This window comes from Streptomyces sp. 8N706 (genome assembly GCF_052245415.1).
Classification (GTDB): Bacteria; Actinomycetota; Actinomycetes; order Streptomycetales; family Streptomycetaceae; genus Streptomyces.
In genome coordinates, this window is record NZ_JBQQBW010000031.1 from 24,368 (window position 1) to 41,156 (window position 16,789).

Genomic DNA, 16,789 nt, shown 5'->3' on the forward strand with positions numbered 1-16,789 from the left:
CCATGATTCCTCTGTCGTACGCCCAACGAAGGCTGTGGTTTCTCTACCAGCTGGAGGGCCCCCGGCCCAGCTACAACGCTCCACTGGTGCTCCGGCTCGCTGGAACCCTGGACTGTGCGGCGCTGGCCTCGGCCATCTCGGACGTCGTCGCGCGACATGAGAGTCTGCGGACGGTTTTTCCCGACACGGATGGGGAACCCTGTCAGCACATTCTCGGCATTGACGAGGCGCGGCCCGAGCTGCGTTTTCGCGACGTTGTGTCAGCGGACGTCGAGGCGGTGCTCGAGCAGGAAGTGCTGTACGCCTTCGACCTGGCCCATGAGGCCCCCATAAGGGCAACGCTCTTGCGACACGGGCCGCAGGAACACGTCCTGCTGCTGCTGATGCACCACATCGCCACTGACGGCTGGTCCAACATCCCACTCGCCAGGGACCTGTCCCAGGCGTATACGGCCCGTCTCGATGGGGCCGCTCCGGAGTGGGAAGCTCTGCCTGTGCAGTACGCCGACTACGCGCTCTGGCAACGGGAAGCCCTGGGCGACGAGGCCAACCCGGAAAGCGAGATGTCCGCTCATCTCGCATACTGGTGCGAGGAGTTGGAAGGCGCCCCCGAGTTGTTGACACTGCCCACCGACCGCCCGAGGCCGACGGTGCCGTCTGGCGACGGGCACCGCATCCCGTTCGGCTGGGACGAGGAGACACAGGCCGGCCTCGCCGCCCTTGCGCAGAACACGGGCACAACGGTCTTCATGGCGATACAGGCCGCGGTCGCCGCCTTGCTGACGAGGCTGGGATCGGGAACCGACATTCCCCTGGGTGCGGCGTTCGCCGGACGCACGGAGGAAGCCCTCCATCACCTCATCGGCTTCTTCACCAACACGGTGGTGCTGCGTACCGACACGTCAGGGAACCCGACTTTCCGGGAACTGGTGCTCAGAGTTCGAGAGACAAATCTGGCAGCGCACGCCCACCAGGAAATGCCGTTCGAACGGCTGGTCGAGGTCCTCAAGCCAGCTCGTTCCCTGAGTTATCACCCGCTGTTCCAGGTTCTGCTGACCTACCAGAACGATGCGGACCTAGAACTGACGTTTCCACGCATCGACGCCTCTGTACTCGAAATTGATCCCGGAGTTGCCCAGTTCGATCTGGCCCTCGACTTTTCGGGACAGCCGACGGCTGACGGAGGGACATCGCGGATGGAAGCGGGGCTGCACTACTCCAGCGACCTCTTCGACCGGAGGTCGGCCGAGGCCATGACGGATCGGCTGGTCCAGCTCCTTCGCTCCGCAGTCACCGACCCCGACCAGTCCATAGGGTCTATCGAGGTGCTCTCCCAGGAGGAACGGAACCGAATTCTATTCGAGTGGAATACCAACCAGCCGCAGCTGGACACACTGTGGAGCGGCCGGTGACAGCCGCCATCCGACCCCAGTGGCATAATTCCTCTTCCGCATCTGGTGAAGGCTCAGACATGGCCAGTCGCTGTTGGAATTTGACAGCCGGACAGCTCGGGTTCTGGTATGCCCAGAAACTTGATCCGGAGAGCCCGATCTACAACACCGGTATTTATCTGGAGATTCTCGGCGCCGTGGACGCTGATCTGTTCGAACGGGCACTGCGTCAGGCCATCGGCGAAGCGGAGGCATGTCATCTCCGCTTCGTTGAGTCGGACGACACTGTGATACAGCACGTTGCCGTCTCCAACGACTGGTCGCTTAATGTGCTAGATGTCAGCTCCGAAGCGGATCCAAGGGAATCCGCCGAATCCTGGATGTGGCAGGACATGCGGAGCCCGGTCGCGCCGCAGGAAGGCAGGCTCTTCACCCAGGCGTTGTTCAAGGTGGCCGCCGACCGCTATTTCTGGTACCAGCGGGCTCATCACGTCGCCGTGGACGGATACAGCAGCTTCATCATCGCCAAGCGGGTCGCCGAGATCTACACAGCGCTGCTGTGTGGAGAGCCCGGAGGGGAAGGTGCCCTGGGCCCGGTCGAGTCGCTGTTCGCCGCGGACTCCGCCTACCGGGACTCACCCGAGCGACGTGAGGACCGAAAGTTTTGGCTCGCAGCCCTCGCCGACCGAGCGGTCGGCGTGAGTCCAAGTGGACTGCGCCCCAGGAAAACACCACATACGTTCATTCGGCACACAGAAAACTGCGGGGATCTGGACGTCACGCAACTGCACGCGGCCGCCCGGCGTCTTCGGACGGACTTCTCCGAACTCGTGATCGCTGCCGTCGGCGTCTACGTCTACCGCGCTACCGGGGCGGAAGAGATCGCTTTGGGCCTCCGCGTCGACGGGCGGTCCGGAAGCCTGGAACGAGGTACACCGGGCATGCTGGCGAATATTCTCCCCGTTCGCCTATCCATCCGCCCCGAGATGTCGCTCGGAACATTGGCGGAGCAGGTGTCCCGTACCGTGCGCGCGGCGCTGCGCCACGGGCAGTATCGGTATGAGGACATGCGTCTGGATCAGAAACTGGCCGGCGGCGATCCGCTGTTCGGCCCGCTGATAGATCTGACGCCATTCGAGCGCGGTATACGCTTCGGCGGACTGGACACCATCGCCCATAATCTGGCAAACGGACCCTTCAACGATGTGTCGATTTCCGTGTACGACAGGTCTGCCGCCGACCGTCTGCAGATCGATTTCGATGCTAACCCTGATGTATACGACACGGAGTCCGCGGGGAAGCAGGCGAATCGCTTCCGGCGTGTGCTGGAGAGCATTGCCCGTGCGGAGCCGGACCAGCTCGTCGGGCATACGGACATCCTCAGCGAGGACGAGCGGCGGCAGTTGCTGGTCACATGGAACGACACCAGCCGCGAACTGCCGGAACCACTTTTGCCGGAACTCTTCGAAGCCCAGGCGGCCCGCACACCGGACGCCACCGCGGTCATCTTTGAAGATACCGAGATGACGTATTCCGAGCTGAACGCACGGGCGAACCAGCTGGCGCGGTACCTGATCGAGCGGGGGGTCGGCCCTGAGCAGTTCGTAGCCCTGGCCGTACCCCGATCGGCGGAGATGGTCACGGCTCTGGTCGCGGTCCTCAAATCAGGCGCCGCCTACCTTCCCATCGACCCTGCGTACCCAGCCGACCGCATCAGCTACATGCTCCACGACGCACGGCCGATAATGATTCTGACCGCCAGCCGCGTTTCCGCTGTGCTGGCCGACCCGGCTCCGAAGATCGCTCTGGATGAGCCGTCTGTCATCCACGCTCTGGCCGCATACCCCACCGCAGATCTGAACGACAGCGACCGTACCCAACGGTTGCTGCCCTCGCATTCGGCCTATGTCATCTACACATCCGGCTCCACGGGGCGCCCCAAAGGCGTCGTCATCCCGCACGAGGGGCTGCCGGACATGGCTGAGTCGACGAACGTTTGGTACAACGTCAAAAGAGACAGCCGCATGCTGCAGTTCTCGTCACTTAGCTTTGACAGCCATGTATCCGACCTGGCCTGTGCTCTGCTCTACGGGGCAACCGTCGTCGTCGCACCTCGAGAACGAGTCCTTCCGGGAGCACCGCTGGCCGAGCTGATCGCAGAGAAGAGGATCACCCACGTCGACCTACCACCTGCCTGCCTTGCCGTGATGCCGGAAGGCTCTCTGCCCGAGGGCGGCACCCTGGTCGTCGGAGGCGAGGCATGCTCTCCCCACCTCGTGGAGCGCTGGTCCCCAGGCCGACAGATGATCAACTGTTACGGGCCGACCGAAGCCACCGTGTGCGCAACCATGAGTGATCCGCTCTCCGGCTCCGGCGTTCCCCCGATCGGACGCCCGATCTTCAACAAGCGGGTCTACGTGCTGGACGGCAGCCTGCGCCTGGTACCGCCAGGAGCGATCGGCGAACTCTACATCTCGGGTACCGGATTGGCTCGCGGCTACCTAGGTCGGCCGAGTCTGACGGCGGAGCGGTTCGTCGCCGATCCCTTCGGCCGGGGGGGAGCGCGGATGTACCGGACAGGCGACCTGGTCCGCTGGCAGGCCGATGGTCAACTCGAGTACCTGGGCCGCACGGACGACCAGGTGAAAATTCGTGGATTCCGCATCGAACTGGGCGAGATCGAAGCGGTCCTGACCCGACACGCGGACATCGCGCAAGCCGCGGTGGTGGTGCGGGAGGACCGGCCGGGCGACAAGCGCCTGGCTGCCTACCTCGTCGCCGCAGCGGGCGCGGCACCGCAAGCAACCGATGTGCGTGCCCACCTGTCCGCAACCCTGCCCGATTACATGGTTCCGTCGGCGCTTGTGGTGATGGACGAGCTGCCGCTGATGCCTAACGGGAAGCTCGACCGGCGTGCTTTGCCAGCCCCGGACCTCACCGCCACGGCCGGGCGCGGGCCGCGCACCACGCAGGAGGAGATCCTGTGCGGCCTCTTCGCCGAGGTCCTGGGCGTCGAGCGGGTCGGGATCGACGACAGCTTCTTCGACCTGGGGGGGCATTCCCTCTTGGCGACACGTCTGGTCAGCCGGATCCGATCCTCTCTGGGTTCGGAGCTGGGAATGCGCGCCCTGTTCGAGGCGCCCAGTGTCGCAACTCTCGTGGGACGGCTGGGCAACGCCGGAAACAGGACTCGCCCGCCGCTTCGGCCCATGCCCCGGGCGAAAGAGACTCGGTGACCGAGTCGAGCGGCATCCGCACAGAAACGTCACATTCTTATTGCCGTCCCGGAAGGTATCTACACACCAAATTCAGCACGCGCCTTCGGCACAAGGCGGGTCGCGCGGAGCCTGTCAATGTGATCAAGGCAGGTAGATCGTTCTAACCTGTGCCGAAATCGTTTGATCGTCGGGTCTGGGATCGTCGGGTCTGTTGATTCCAAGCGTCCTCAGTGCGTTTCGGCGGCTCGGGGCCCGCGGAAATCTGGACCCACACCTCGGCATCCATAACATCGCCGCCCGCGCCTACTTCCCAACCTTCAGCATCAACTGTCCCGTACTGCACCGTCTTCGAAACCCCGTCATTCCACTAACTCGCCCTAGTGGCAGAGACTCTGGTCATCTCCGATGTCACGGGGTTGCCGATGAACGACGTGCGGGCCATGCTTGCCGCCCTAGACTCCGGGCCGGTACGCCTACTTGATCCCATTCGGAAATCCAGAGGGGAATCACCCATGCAGAAATCGCGCACCCCCGCACGGCGGACCGCCGGCGCGCTGACGGAGGCGCAAGACGTGCGCCAAGACCCTGGCGTCCAACCTCGCCCCTCCGGGCGGTGAGCTGGGGTGCGCCCTGCCCGGTCAGGGTATTGCTGAAGCAGTCCGCCTGGGGCAGAAGACTCGTCTTCGTGCGCGGGAACGGGGCACGGATCATCTCGGCCGACCTCGGCAACCCTGGTCGCCGGCATCCGCCGGTCACGCCGCCCGATCCCGTCGCAGCCACCGATCGCGTGCTGCCCCCGGAGGTTGTACGGACCATGGTATGGCTGCGGCTGCGTGCCCTGGCGTGGGACCTTCCGCAGCCCGCGGCCGAAACCTGGCACGCCTTCGCCCGGCAGTGGAACGGGGGCTACACCCCTGTCGTGCCCCTGCTGGTTGGCCGGAACGCCACGCCCCTGGTCCACGCCGCCTGGAGCTGTGCTGGCCACGGGCTGGCTTGGCGGCGGATGCCGGGCGGCTGGCAGCGGATGCCGGCCGCCCAGGCACTGCGCCGGCTGCGACTCGATCCAGTGCCCTGGGACAACGGGTTCGTCCGCGAGTTCGTGCGTGGTGACGAGGCGGCACTCGCCTTCGCCCTTCATCTCCATCTGAGCCTGCGGTCCCTGACTGATGTGGTGGCGGCCTGCGCCGTGCGGCTGCGGCCGCTACTGACGCGAGCCCCGGGCCCGGGGTCCCGGGAGATGTCCGCCGAGGACCGGCTGCGGGAGCCGTACGTGCTGTGGGCCGCGCACCGGGAGTTGTGTGCGCTGAGGGACGAGGTGGCCAGGCAGGGCGACCTGGTGGCGGGCGAGGCAGAGCGCCGTACGGGACGCCCCCTGGGCACTGAGGGCGCCGCCGGGCCGGCGCGGGTGGCCCTGTGGGCGTCTGAGCAGCAGGTGCGCGGGGCGCGAATGCTGGCGTTCTTCGCCCAGGAGCAACTGCGACTCGCCCTGCGTGCGGAGGATCGCGACGACGGCGCCGCCCGCGGGCGACCGGGCAGGGACCGGAGGGCGGACGAGGCGGTGGTCGCCGAGCTGGCCGTCCGACTGACCGCCCTCCAGCCGACGTGGCGGGGGTCTGTGGGAGAGTGCGCCGCCGCCCCCCAGCGCGCCATGGAGGCGCTCGACGACGCCTGGCGGATCGCAAGGGGCGTGTGCGCGGTGCTCACCGGGGAGGCGGACGGCGGGCGGGAGCGGGAACGGGGCCTGTTCGTGGAACCTGGCGAGCCGGAGGGCTGACGCCCGGCCCCGGCTCTGGTTAAACAGGGAAACCCCCCCGGGGAAAGGGACTACCACCCGCGCGCCGGAGCGACTTCGTCGGTCCGCGCGCGGCGGTCACACTACCTCGACATGCCAGTTGCGCATGTTCAGTTCGGCAACGAGCACGGGTGCGCCCGTGGCGGAGACGGTGAGGGACATCCGCGCTGTGCCCCGGTGGGCGGAGCGTTCGATGGCGACGTCATCGACAGCGACGCCGGCCGCCGCGAGGTCACCGAAGAGCTGGGCGTACTGCTTGGGTTCGTCATCCACCACCACCTCCACGGTAGCGAGGGCGGCGGCGGGCACGCCGTACTTGCCGGGTACGGTGACCTGCCCCTCGGCGCCCTTGCGCAGCAGTGCGAGCAGCGGGGCCGTCGTGGGGGCGTCCCGTGCGCGGAGTACGGCGGCGGCGCCGATGGCGTCCTCGGCAAACGCCTCCAGCACGTCCGCCACCGCCGGGGCGTTGGTGGACAGCAGGTCCGTCCAGAGTTCGGGGCTGGCCGCGGCGCCTCTGGTGACGTCCCGGAGTTCCTGGCCAGCCAGCCGGAGGACGGAGGCGCCGGTGTCGCGCAGCCGCCCGGCCAGCAGGCTGGCGAGGAAGTGGGGGGCATGGGAGACGAGGGCCATGGCGCGGTCGTGCCGCTGCGCGTCTAGGAAGACGGGGGTCGCGCCGCACAGCGCCACCATGGCGAGCACGGTGTTGAGGGCCGTTGTGGCGGTGTGCTCGGTGGGCACCAGCACCCAGGGACGGCCCTCGAAGAGGTCGGCCTTGGCGGCGAGCGGCCCTTGGCGGCCGTCGCCCGCCAAGGGGTGGCCACCCACGACCGAGGTCGGTTCGCAGCCGAGCGCCTCGCACTCGCGTTCCACAAGCGCTTTCACCCCGGCGACATCGGTGTAGCACTGGGCAGCGTCCTCCCGCTGGAGGGCCACCAGTGCGGTGGCCACCGTGGCGGGCGGCACCGCCAGGACCGCGAGGTCGACGGGTCCCGGCGGCGCGGCCGTGGTGCCCGCGCCTACCCGTTCGGCTGTCCGTGCCGCGCCGTGGTCGGTGTCCCGCAGATACGTGGCGACCCCGCGGGCGCGCAGGGCCATCGCGATCGACGTTCCGATGGCGCCGGTGCCCACTATGAGCGCGGAGCGCATGGACTCTCCCCGTCGTACTGGGTCACGGCTAGCCCCGCGGGACCAGGTCGTAGAAGCACATGCGAGGGCCGGCGGTGGCCCGGGTCAGTACGCGGCGGCAGGTGAGCTTGGACCGCTCGAAGACGTCGGCCCAGTCCGACCTGTCGACGGGGAACCCCTGGTCGGTGAGGACGTGCATGAGGAAGAAGTCGGAGTCGTTCTCCCGGTCGTCGTAGTACGGCTCGGGCTCGCCGATCAGCAGCATCTTCTTGCCAGTGAGGACTTCGGCGTAGGCGTCGAGGATTTCCACGACGGCCTGGTCGCCGTCCCGGAAGTGCTCGTGCAGGACGCCGATGCCGCTGATGACCTCGACACCGCCGCACACGTCCGGCCAGTCGGTGGGGGCGAACGCGTCGCCGACCACGAACTGGAGTCGGTCCTCCAGCCCGTGCCGGCGCGCTTGTTCCCGGGCGACCTCGACCGCAGCGGGCGCAATGTCCAGACCGACGCCGGTGACGTCGGGGTCGTTGAGGCAGACATCGATCAGCAGCTGGCCCGCCCCGCATCCGAGGTCCAGGATGCGCTTGGCCCCGCGACCGGCCATGGCCTCCTGGATGATGGGGGTGTAGTACTTCGCGAAGACGGTGCCGCAGTGCCGGCTGAGTGGGCCGTTGCTGCGCTGCACATCGGTGCCGTACACCGCCTTGCTGGTGATCAGGTCGCCCATCCGTTGGGTGACCGGGCCGTAGGCCTCCACGTAGAAGCCGAGCCGGGCGAGGGAGATCTCCGAGGTGAGCAGCTCGCCCTTGTAGGTGAGGGTGTACGCGCCCTGCCACTCCTCCAGCAGTCCACGCGCTACCAGATAGCGCAGTACATTGGCTGCTATGCGCTCGTTCATGCCGTCCAACAGGCCGGTTGCGGCGCTGTTGCGGCCGTCGCGCAGCCGTTCGAGGAGTCCAGTGTCGGCCAGGGCGTGGATGGCATGGCACAGATGCATGGCGCTGATGAGGTCGGGCATGGTGGACATCTGGAACTGCTGCCAGGTGTGGATCAGTTCCTCGTCCCGCAGCTGCGCCACCTCTGCCCGCGCAGACTGCGAGTAGCCTGTGAGGATTTCCATGAAGTACGTCTCTCCATCGTCAGGCGGCGCTGTCGAGCACCGCTGCGATCCAGTCGGTCAGACTCTTGTTGCTCTGCTGCGCGGCTCTTTCCCACCGCCTGATGCGGTTCTCCGCCAACCGGAGGCTGAGCTGTATCTCGCCCGTCGAGCTGGTGATCTCGTCGGGGGCGGTGCTCGCCTTGATCTGCCTGCGCAGCTCGTTGCGCGACCATGCGAACCGCACCGCGAAGTCCAGCCAGTGGTGCTGCTGGTCCTCGGGCAGGCCGGCGACCTCCATGTGGTGCTGGAAGGTCAGCTTCTCTCGTCGGCGGGCGGGGGCGAACTTGCGTGCCACCCACGCGTAGTTGCGCAGTGTCTGATAGTCGAGCAGTGTCTCGTTCATAGCCCGCTTGTACCGGTCGTGATACTGCTGCTGACCGAATACGAGCCAGTCTCCGATCCACCACGCGGAGGAGTCGGATATCGAGAGAATACGTTCTCCGATACGGCGCCACTCATCCAAGGGCAGATCGTCCGGAAGTCGCAGACGAGTTCGCTCCATCGATATCGAGGAATCGACGGTGAGGGTTTCGGAGGGGATCCCCGCAGGAATCTGCGGGCCACGGCGGCGCGATTCCTTGGAGGGAATTTTCAGGAGATCGTTGGCCATGAATTCAACTCCCTTGGACTCTCTGGCAGAAGCATAGCCCGATCCTCGGCCGCCGCGCGGGCGAGGACGACCGACAGCTTATTAAGCGAGGTTTGGGGGCACCGGTTCACGGCCCCCAGCCCGAGTCCGTGACATCGAATTCCGCGGGCTCGCTAATCGTGGTGACCGACGCCGTCGCGTACGACGGCGATATGGGCACAAGATTTGCCGAGATGGCCCCGACCGTCGCGAGCAGCGCTTTTCCGAAAAGTTTCAAGATGAAGCTCTTTCGTTCGGGTTCGATTCCTTTCTCCGACGCCCATGCTGCCCTCCGTCGGTATCCGCTCGCGAGAGCCGTACCGCTGCACGAAGGTAAGGTGCAACATTGTGAACGACTATCAACTATGCCCGAATCCGAACACATGCGATATGTCCCTTGGTTCGCCGATATGCTCGACGGCACTGCGTCACTACGAAAGAGTGCTGCAGGAGGGTGAGATTCCGGCCGAGTCCGTCCCCCCCTGCCTGACGACGCTCGGCCTCGTACGCACCGGTCATGACGATCCCGCCACCGTGGAACCGGTTCCCCCGCATGCCGCGGCCTTCGCAGTGTTCCAGCCCCTCCAGGAGGAGCTGGCTGCCCAGCGCAGAAGGCAGAGAGTCCTCATGGCGGCCTTCTCCTTGGTGGAGGAGGTCTACCTGGACGCACGACGCGACGAGCAGCCGCAGTTAACGCTGCTGCGCGGCGCGGCCGACATCAACAACGCGCTCGAGGCCGCGGTGGACGCGTGTCAGGAGGAACTGCTCACCGCGCAACCCGGAGGCGGCCGGAGCACCGACGACCTTGCCCTCGCGCTGGAGCGCGACATGCGGCGGCTCGCCCGTGGCCGGCGGCAGCAGACGCTGTATCAACACACGGTGCGCCACCATCAGCCGACACTGGCCTACATCAGCCAGATCGCCCGGGCCGGCGCCGAAGTGCGCACGCTGGCCGAGGTGTTCGACCGGCTCATCATCTGCGACCGCACGGTGGCGTTCATCCCGGTGTCCGACGACCGCGGTACCGCCGCGCTCGAGGTACGGCATCCGGCCGTGGTCCGCTTCCTGGCCCGCTCCTTCGACCGAGACTGGACGCGCAGCATCCCGGTGGAGGACCCCGACTCGGGGCTGCGACCGCGAGTCGTGGTGTCGGACATCCAGCGCACGATCCTCCACGCCGTCGTCTCCGGGGAGACCGACGAGTCCATCGCACGGCGGCTCGGGATGAGCCGCCGCAGCGTCGCGGAGCATGTACGCAAGGTGTCGGAGCAGCTCGGCAGCGGCAGCCGTGCGCAGCTCGGGTACCTGCTGGCAACCTCGGATTTTCCCCTCGACGCCCCCGGCGGTGGTATGGCTGCCTCCTGAGGGGTGCCGACGGCCCAGGTCCGGTGGCGAGTGGGTGCCTGTTGAGTCGGCGCGGAGCGCGGTGCCGGTGTGGAAGTGCAGGTCGAAACGGGGGTGCGCGAGCAGCCACTCGTGCACCACCGGTGCCTTGTGCGCGGAGAGGTTGTCGCAGATCACGTGGACCGCCAGGCCGGGCCCGGTCTGGCGGTCGATCTCGTCGAGGAAGTCCCGGAAACAGCAGACCGCAGACCACCTGTGACTGTCACCGGCGGAGCCGTGATCTGAAACAGAACACGACTCACGTGGCGAGACCAGACCTCAAGACCAGCTCACTAGGTGTATTGCCCGGTGAGGTTCACCACGACACGCTGGCCCAGGATTGGGGAGGCTACCGAGGAGCCCGCTGGGTGTTCTCGACAGGCGAGTCGATCAGCTCTCGTGACTATCTCCGTGCTCAGCGGGTTCGTGACGCCCTCGCCCTTGAGATCCAGTCGCTGTTGAGCGGGTCGACCTACTGATCACTCCAACCTGTCACCTCGGCGCACCGCCCCTCGACGGATGCACCCGCTGGACCCGTCGACGTACCTGGGTTCGCACACCACAGCCTGGAGTGTCACTGGCCACCCTGTAGCCGTAGCGGGCCGGGCAGTGCAGGAGCGGGCGGAGGTTCCGAAACCCCCGGCGGACTCGGGCCGGGGTGAGTCGGCCGGGCTCGGCGGGCTTCTCCCACGGCCGCCGCAAGTCGGCGGCGCTTCGAGCAGAAGGCGGATCTGGGTATGGGCGGCGATGATCAGCCAGGTCCAGCGCTCGCCGGCCTTGGGGGTTCGCAGCTTCGGGCGGGTCCGCCCGAGAGTCTGTTTCATCAGCCGGAAGGTGTGCTCCAGGTCGAAGCGCCTCAGGAATGCCTGCCAGCGCACGTCGACGTCCTCGCAGTTCAGGCCGGTGGCGGACGACCACAGCCAGAGCGGCAGCGGGTCTCCTCCACCGGGTAGCCGGTCGACCTGGAGGTGGATCAGTGTGCCCTCGATGATGGGGAGTTCGCCGGTGTGGTCGATCCAGGCGGAGCGGGTGGTCAGACGCGGGTGGATACGGTCCCAGGCCATCGCGCGGGTGGTGCCGTATCGGTCGGTGACCTGCGTCGTGGCCGCGTCCGGCTCGCCCCAGGTGTCCGGCTTGGCGAAGCGGAACTCCTTGCCGTGCTTCGGCGGTCGCCCGCCCTGGGGGTAGGCCAGGGCGTACTCCTTGAGCGAGGGCGTCGGCCGTCGCATGACGCGGTCGGAGCGCATCCGTCCCAGCACCTCGACCGGGAGGCCGTCGAGGAGGTGGGCTATGCGTGGGGCTTCGTAGCCGGCGTCGAAGACGATGAGGATGTCGCGGTCACCGACGTGCCAGCGGCCCATCGCGATCAGGTCGGTGACCACCCGGCGGAGCTGGGAGGCAGTGGCCTCGGCGACGTCGCCCTCGGGTCCGAGGCGGACGGCATACAGGAGCTGGCACCAGGACGTCCGGCCCGATTCGAGGGCGGCGACGAACGAGTACGGCCAGCCGGGGATGAACTGGTCCGAGGACCGTCCGCTGCGGCCGTAGACGTGGCAGAACAGGCGATCCGCGCTGGTCGGCGCGTCGGGGCGGAGCCAGTTGCTGACGTCGACGGCCAGGACCAGGCGCCGTCGGCGGCCCGCGGCATCGGCAGACCGGCCAGCACCTGCCGCAACCGGGGTACGTCCACGTTCCCGTGGTTCAGCGCCTCGTACATCGCGCCGTGCCCACGCCGGTGCTCGGCCACCAGCGTCAGTTCCACCGGCGAGGTCACCGGGCCGTCCGCGCACAGCAACGCGTCCACGAGCTCGAACAGCTCGTCCCCGCGCACGGTCAGGCAGTCGAATAGTTCCTCCCGGAAGCGTGATGCTTGCGCGAACGCTTCCCCGGGGACCGGCGTCAGGCAGCAGACTCACCTTCACGGCCTTCGTCTCGATCGGTGCACCTTGGTCGGAGCACATGATCAGACGAAGGCCGCCCCAGTGCCGCGAATGCCCAGCTGGGCTACCCAGTTCGATACGCCGTTCGAAGTCAGTCAGGCAGCGCCACGGTGAGATCCACCTCGACGAGCTGTCCCGGAAAGCCCAGCTGGGCGACGCCCAAGAGCGTGCTGGCGGTGGTGAACGCCGGACCCAGGGCAGACTCGGTGAGCCGAAGCCATGCGGCTCCGAGAATGTCCCTCTCATCGCTCCGCACGTAGATCACTGACCGCACCACATGTTCAGGCTGGGCACTCACCGCTGCCAGGGCAGTGAGCGCGTTCGCGACAACCTGGTCGACCTGCGTCTCGAGGGAACCGGAACCGACGAGGCCACCATTCCGACCAAGCGGGCACTGCCCCGCCAGATAGGCGGTACGGCCTGCCTCCACCACGGTGATGTGGTGGTAGCCGGGTGTCTCATGCAGCTGCTCGGGGTTGATGCGGGTGATCTTCTCAGTCATGTCAGCGAGTCTGACCAGCGTGGTGCCAGCACGCACCGCAATTTCCCCACCGGCAAGTACTCCGCAGCGACGTGAGGTTAAAGAACAAGCTTAGACGGTGTCCTATGTGGTGATCGGTCGTTGGGCTGTTCATGGGGCAGGGGACGTGGGGTTGGATTGTTCCGGACGGCTTGTGGGAGCTCGCCAGGCCGTTGATTCCGGAGGACCGGGTGCGGCCACAGGGCGGTGGGACACCGAACACGCCTGATGAGACGCTGTTCGCGGCGATCATCTACGTGCTGGTCAGCGGCTGCGCCTGGCGGGCCCTTCCGCCGTGCTTTGGTATATCGAAGTCGACGGCCCACCGCCGGTCCATGATCTGGTCGCGGGCAGGGGTCTGGGGCCGGCTCCACGAAGCCGGCCTGCACCAACTCGACGACGCGGGCCTCATCGACGTCTCCCGCGTCGTCCTCGACTCCGCTCACGTACGCGCTGAAAAGGGGGCGAACACACAGGTCCGAGCCCCGTGGACCGGGGTAAGCCGGGATCCAAGATGCACGTCCTGTCGGACGCGAACGGACTGCCCCTGGTCGTCGGTGTCTCCGCCGCCAACGTCCACGACAGCGAAGGCCTGAAGCCCATGGTGGAGGGTCACCAAACGAGACACGACCCCCATCGAGGCCGTCACTTCAAGCCGCAGCGGCTGCATGCAGACAAGGCCTACGACATCCCTCACCTGCGGAAATGGTTACGAGGCAAGCGCATTGGCGTGCGCATCGCCCGCAAAGGCATCGAGTCCAGCGAACGGTTAGGGCGTCGTAGGTGGGTGATCGAGCGCACGATCTCGTGGCTGTCCGGCTCCCGCCGGCTCAGCCCCCCTACGAACGTCATCCTCGTAACTACCTGGCCTTCTCGGCCTCGCCGCCGCTCTGTGCTGCTACAAGCGACTCGTCCGCCTCACCACATAGGACACCGTCTAAGGACCCGCCCCAGCGCGCCCCGTCGGCCCCATATCCCGCGTTCGGTCTTGAGCAACTTAGGTCACGCCGTGGTATGTCAGCAGGGCGGTGTAGGCGCCTTCTGCGGCGCGACCGGAGACGGTGCCGGCAGGGGTATGGGAGAGGAAGGAGTGTGTAGTGCCGTCGTGTAGAACGCGTCCGCTGTGGAGGACGGTGACGTGGTCGGCTTCCTCGGCGAGGTCTGCGACGTCATGGGTGGACAGCAGTACCTGCACCTCTTCTGTGATGAGGTTGTTCAGGATGTCTCGGAAGACTCGGCGCTGGTGGGGGTCCATTCCTGCCGTTGGTTCGTCGAGCAGGAGTACGCGGGTGTCATGCACGAGAGCCGCAGCGACGCCGACTCGGCGCAGTTGGCCGCCGGAGAGCTGGTTGGTCCTGACGTCGGCCTTGTCCGCGAGCTTCACGCGGCTGAGGGCTCGGCGTGCTTGGTGCCAGGCCTCGTTGCGATTCATCCCCTTGAGCCAGCCGACGTAGGCGACGTACTCGCGTGCGGACAGGGATGGCATGGGGACGATGTCCTGTGGCATCCATGCCACGGCCTTGCGGAAGGCTTTGGTGCCTGCGGTTATGTCGTCAAGGGTGACAGTGCCCGAGCGGGGACGGATGACTGTCGCTGCGAGCTTGAGCATCGTTGACTTGCCCGCGCCGTTCGGACCGAGCAGAACCGTCAGTCCCTCGGGGAGGCGGTAGCTGAAGTCCTGGAGGATGGGAGGTTGTCGCCGCCGGTAGCCGTAGGTGCAGGAGACCATTTCCAAAGTCATGACATTTTCCTTGAGGTGTACAGCTGTACGAGGGTGCCGGTGAGCAACATCAGGACCGCGCCGGCGGCTGCGTGGAGGGCACCGACAGGCTCGGGGACGATGGTCCAGGCGTAGGGGTCGCCTGAGGGACGGAATCCGAGGAAGACCACCAGGATCAGCCACGCCACGGGGATCATCACCGCCTGCTGGCCCACGACGGCGCGGCCGCAGAGCATGAGGCCGGTGAGGAAGAGGGTGTTTCGGCCTGCGGTGCCGGCTTGTGGCGCATCGAGGACCAAGCCGGCTGCCACACTGGTGGCCACGGCTGCGCCCATGGTCGCGGTGACCAGGGTGGCGTCCAGGAGGGGCACGGGGCGCACTCCCGAGTTCTCAGCAGCAGCGCTCCGTGACTCAAGACAGAGCGTCAGTCCCGCGACCAAGGGGATGGGGGCGAAAAGGGAAAGGGCCACTTGGCTTCTGCCGGTGAACGACGGCAGGATGACGAACGCATTCTGAACGAGAAGTACAAGAAGTGCAAAAGACACAAGAGCGGCGGCCAAGACGGTGGGGACGCGGCGCGCCTTGAGCCACCACATCAGGGTTTCCCGGGATGGCACGCGCTGCTGAGGCTCTGCCGGAACCAGACCCCCTGTTTCTTCACGGGGAGCTCCAGCACACCTTGAACGATGTCACGCACCTGCTTCTCCGCGCGCGCTGTTTCTGGCGTCTGCATTTCCTGCGCCATGCGCTCGTTATAGGGCTTCACCTGGTCCGTGACTGTGGCTGCCCAGAGTAGCGCCGCGTGCCCGGTGACGGCGTCGGCCCGCTTACAGGGGAAGCGAACAGCGGCGGTGACCACCTGAAAACGCACATCGTCGCGCTGAGCTGCCGATGTCAGGCCGATGCGCCAAGTGTCCTTGGTGGACGGTCGGGCGAAGCGCCCGTCTGCGAGCCGGTCGGTAATGACCGAGGGCGTTTCCTTCACGCCGCTGCTGCGCAAGGCATCCAGAACGGATACCACTTCTTTCCGCACGGCGGCAAGATTGCTGGACGTGGCTTTCGGCATACATACCTTCGGCGCATTCCCCTGGCATTCCATCGGCGCCTGCCCGGTGGCCAAGGGCGGATTGTGGTCCCATTCGTGAGCGACGTTGTAGGCACTGACAGTGCAAATCCCTGAGACGGCGCAGGCCAACACCGCTCTGGCGGCCAAGCCTCTGAGAGGAAGCCACAACAAGGCGACGCCGATCGCAATACCGCCGCCGAAGAGGAGGGGCGCTACGAGCGAGGCCACGGCTGGCACCTCGCCGAAATCCAAATCCGCATACTGGCCGGAAACGTGGCGGAGCCAATAAGGCTGAGTCGCGCGAGAAAAGGCGACCAGTACCCACACAGTAATGGCCATGAGTGGCGCTGTGATCATCCGGGGAGCCCGGATACCGATACCAAAGCCGATAACTGCGTGTGCCACACACAAAACGAGCGCCATCACCGGAAGCCGCAAGCTGCCTGCTGTAGGCAAGGTTCCAGTCCGAACCAGCGAAAGGCTGGGGGGCAGCAGCAGCACCAGCCAGGAAAGCAGGATCACAGGCAGTAGGACATTGGCCGCCACGCGGAAACGCGAGCGCGCCGGGGCGAGCGCCCACACCCCGCTACTTGTGAGCCGCCCGCTCTCCCAGGAGGCCAGAGCGGCGGCTACGGCGTACGCGAGCGCATACAGGGTCATCAGCGGGGCAGCGACGAGCGCGGGAGCATAGCCGTGGAAGACCGCGAGCGGCGCGCTCTCACCTGCGAAGTAGTAGAACAGCGTCAGCAGCAACACAAATGGGGCCGCCCACCGCACACTACCGGAACGCAGGCTGGTGCTAAATCTCATCAGGACTCTTAAAGGTTCGGTGGAAAACCGCAGCGAG

The 16,789-nt window shown here is 66.5% G+C and carries 11 protein-coding genes and 2 pseudogenes; 5 read left to right on the plus strand and 8 right to left on the minus strand.

Going from position 1 to position 16,789, the window contains the following annotated elements:
- The first annotated feature begins 2 nt into the window (after positions 1-2).
- From ACTWQE_RS14300 to ACTWQE_RS14310, 3 genes are all read left to right on the plus strand, one after another.
- Positions 3-1,412, plus strand: a complete 1,410-nt coding sequence (locus ACTWQE_RS14300; RefSeq protein ID WP_443329298.1) for a condensation domain-containing protein — start codon at positions 3-5, stop codon at positions 1,410-1,412.
- Positions 1,409-4,627: an amino acid adenylation domain-containing protein gene (locus ACTWQE_RS14305; protein ID WP_443329299.1), complete on the plus strand. Its 3,219-nt coding sequence runs from the start codon at positions 1,409-1,411 to the stop codon at positions 4,625-4,627. The genes ACTWQE_RS14300 and ACTWQE_RS14305 overlap by 4 nt, the downstream gene beginning before the upstream one ends.
- Positions 4,628-5,255: 628 nt before the next feature.
- Positions 5,256-6,383, plus strand: coding sequence for an aromatic amino acid lyase (locus ACTWQE_RS14310; RefSeq protein ID WP_443329300.1), 1,128 nt, complete (start codon positions 5,256-5,258; stop codon positions 6,381-6,383).
- 96 nt (positions 6,384-6,479) lie between these two features.
- On the opposite strand, the gene ACTWQE_RS14315 is transcribed toward ACTWQE_RS14310, so the two are convergent.
- The 3 genes from ACTWQE_RS14315 to ACTWQE_RS14325 are packed head-to-tail and all read right to left on the minus strand — an operon-like array spanning position 6,480 to position 9,295.
- The gene (locus ACTWQE_RS14315; RefSeq protein WP_443329301.1) at positions 6,480-7,547 is read right to left on the minus strand and encodes a prephenate dehydrogenase; all 1,068 of its coding nucleotides are present in this window, start codon (positions 7,545-7,547) and stop codon (positions 6,480-6,482) included.
- A 28-nt stretch (positions 7,548-7,575) separates the two neighbouring features.
- Positions 7,576-8,646: a methyltransferase domain-containing protein gene (locus ACTWQE_RS14320; RefSeq protein WP_443329302.1), complete on the minus strand. Its 1,071-nt coding sequence runs from the start codon at positions 8,644-8,646 to the stop codon at positions 7,576-7,578.
- 19 nt (positions 8,647-8,665) lie between these two features.
- Entirely contained in the window at positions 8,666-9,295 is a 630-nt protein-coding gene (locus ACTWQE_RS14325) for an LmbU family transcriptional regulator (RefSeq protein ID WP_443329303.1), read from the minus strand.
- A gap of 459 nt (positions 9,296-9,754) precedes the next feature.
- On the opposite strand from ACTWQE_RS14325, the gene ACTWQE_RS14330 reads away from it, so the two are divergent.
- Positions 9,755-10,678 carry a LuxR C-terminal-related transcriptional regulator gene (locus ACTWQE_RS14330; RefSeq protein ID WP_443329304.1) on the plus strand — a complete coding sequence of 308 codons (924 nt, stop codon included), beginning with the start codon at positions 9,755-9,757 and terminating at the stop codon, positions 10,676-10,678.
- A 510-nt stretch (positions 10,679-11,188) separates the two neighbouring features.
- Here the strand turns inward: ACTWQE_RS14330 and ACTWQE_RS14335 are convergent.
- Positions 11,189-12,599: pseudogene (locus ACTWQE_RS14335) on the minus strand (NF041680 family putative transposase).
- Between the two features lie 128 nt (positions 12,600-12,727).
- Positions 12,728-13,138, minus strand: coding sequence for a RidA family protein (locus ACTWQE_RS14340; RefSeq protein ID WP_443329305.1), 411 nt, complete (start codon positions 13,136-13,138; stop codon positions 12,728-12,730).
- A gap of 131 nt (positions 13,139-13,269) precedes the next feature.
- On the opposite strand from ACTWQE_RS14340, the pseudogene ACTWQE_RS14345 reads away from it, so the two are divergent.
- Positions 13,270-14,085 (plus strand): annotated as a pseudogene (locus ACTWQE_RS14345) (IS5 family transposase).
- A gap of 68 nt (positions 14,086-14,153) precedes the next feature.
- On the opposite strand, the gene ACTWQE_RS14350 reads toward ACTWQE_RS14345, so the two are convergent.
- The 3 genes from ACTWQE_RS14350 to ACTWQE_RS14360 form a co-directional block, all read right to left on the minus strand.
- Positions 14,154-14,897, minus strand: a complete 744-nt coding sequence (locus ACTWQE_RS14350; protein WP_443329306.1) for an ATP-binding cassette domain-containing protein — start codon at positions 14,895-14,897, stop codon at positions 14,154-14,156.
- On the minus strand, positions 14,894-15,247 hold the full coding sequence (locus ACTWQE_RS14355; RefSeq protein WP_443329307.1) for a hypothetical protein: 354 nt from the start codon (positions 15,245-15,247) through the stop codon (positions 14,894-14,896). The genes ACTWQE_RS14350 and ACTWQE_RS14355 overlap by 4 nt, the downstream gene beginning before the upstream one ends.
- Before the next feature lie 224 nt (positions 15,248-15,471).
- On the minus strand, positions 15,472-16,698 hold the full coding sequence (locus tag ACTWQE_RS14360) for a DUF7224 domain-containing protein (protein ID WP_443329308.1): 1,227 nt from the start codon (positions 16,696-16,698) through the stop codon (positions 15,472-15,474).
- Positions 16,699-16,789 lie beyond the last annotated feature (91 nt).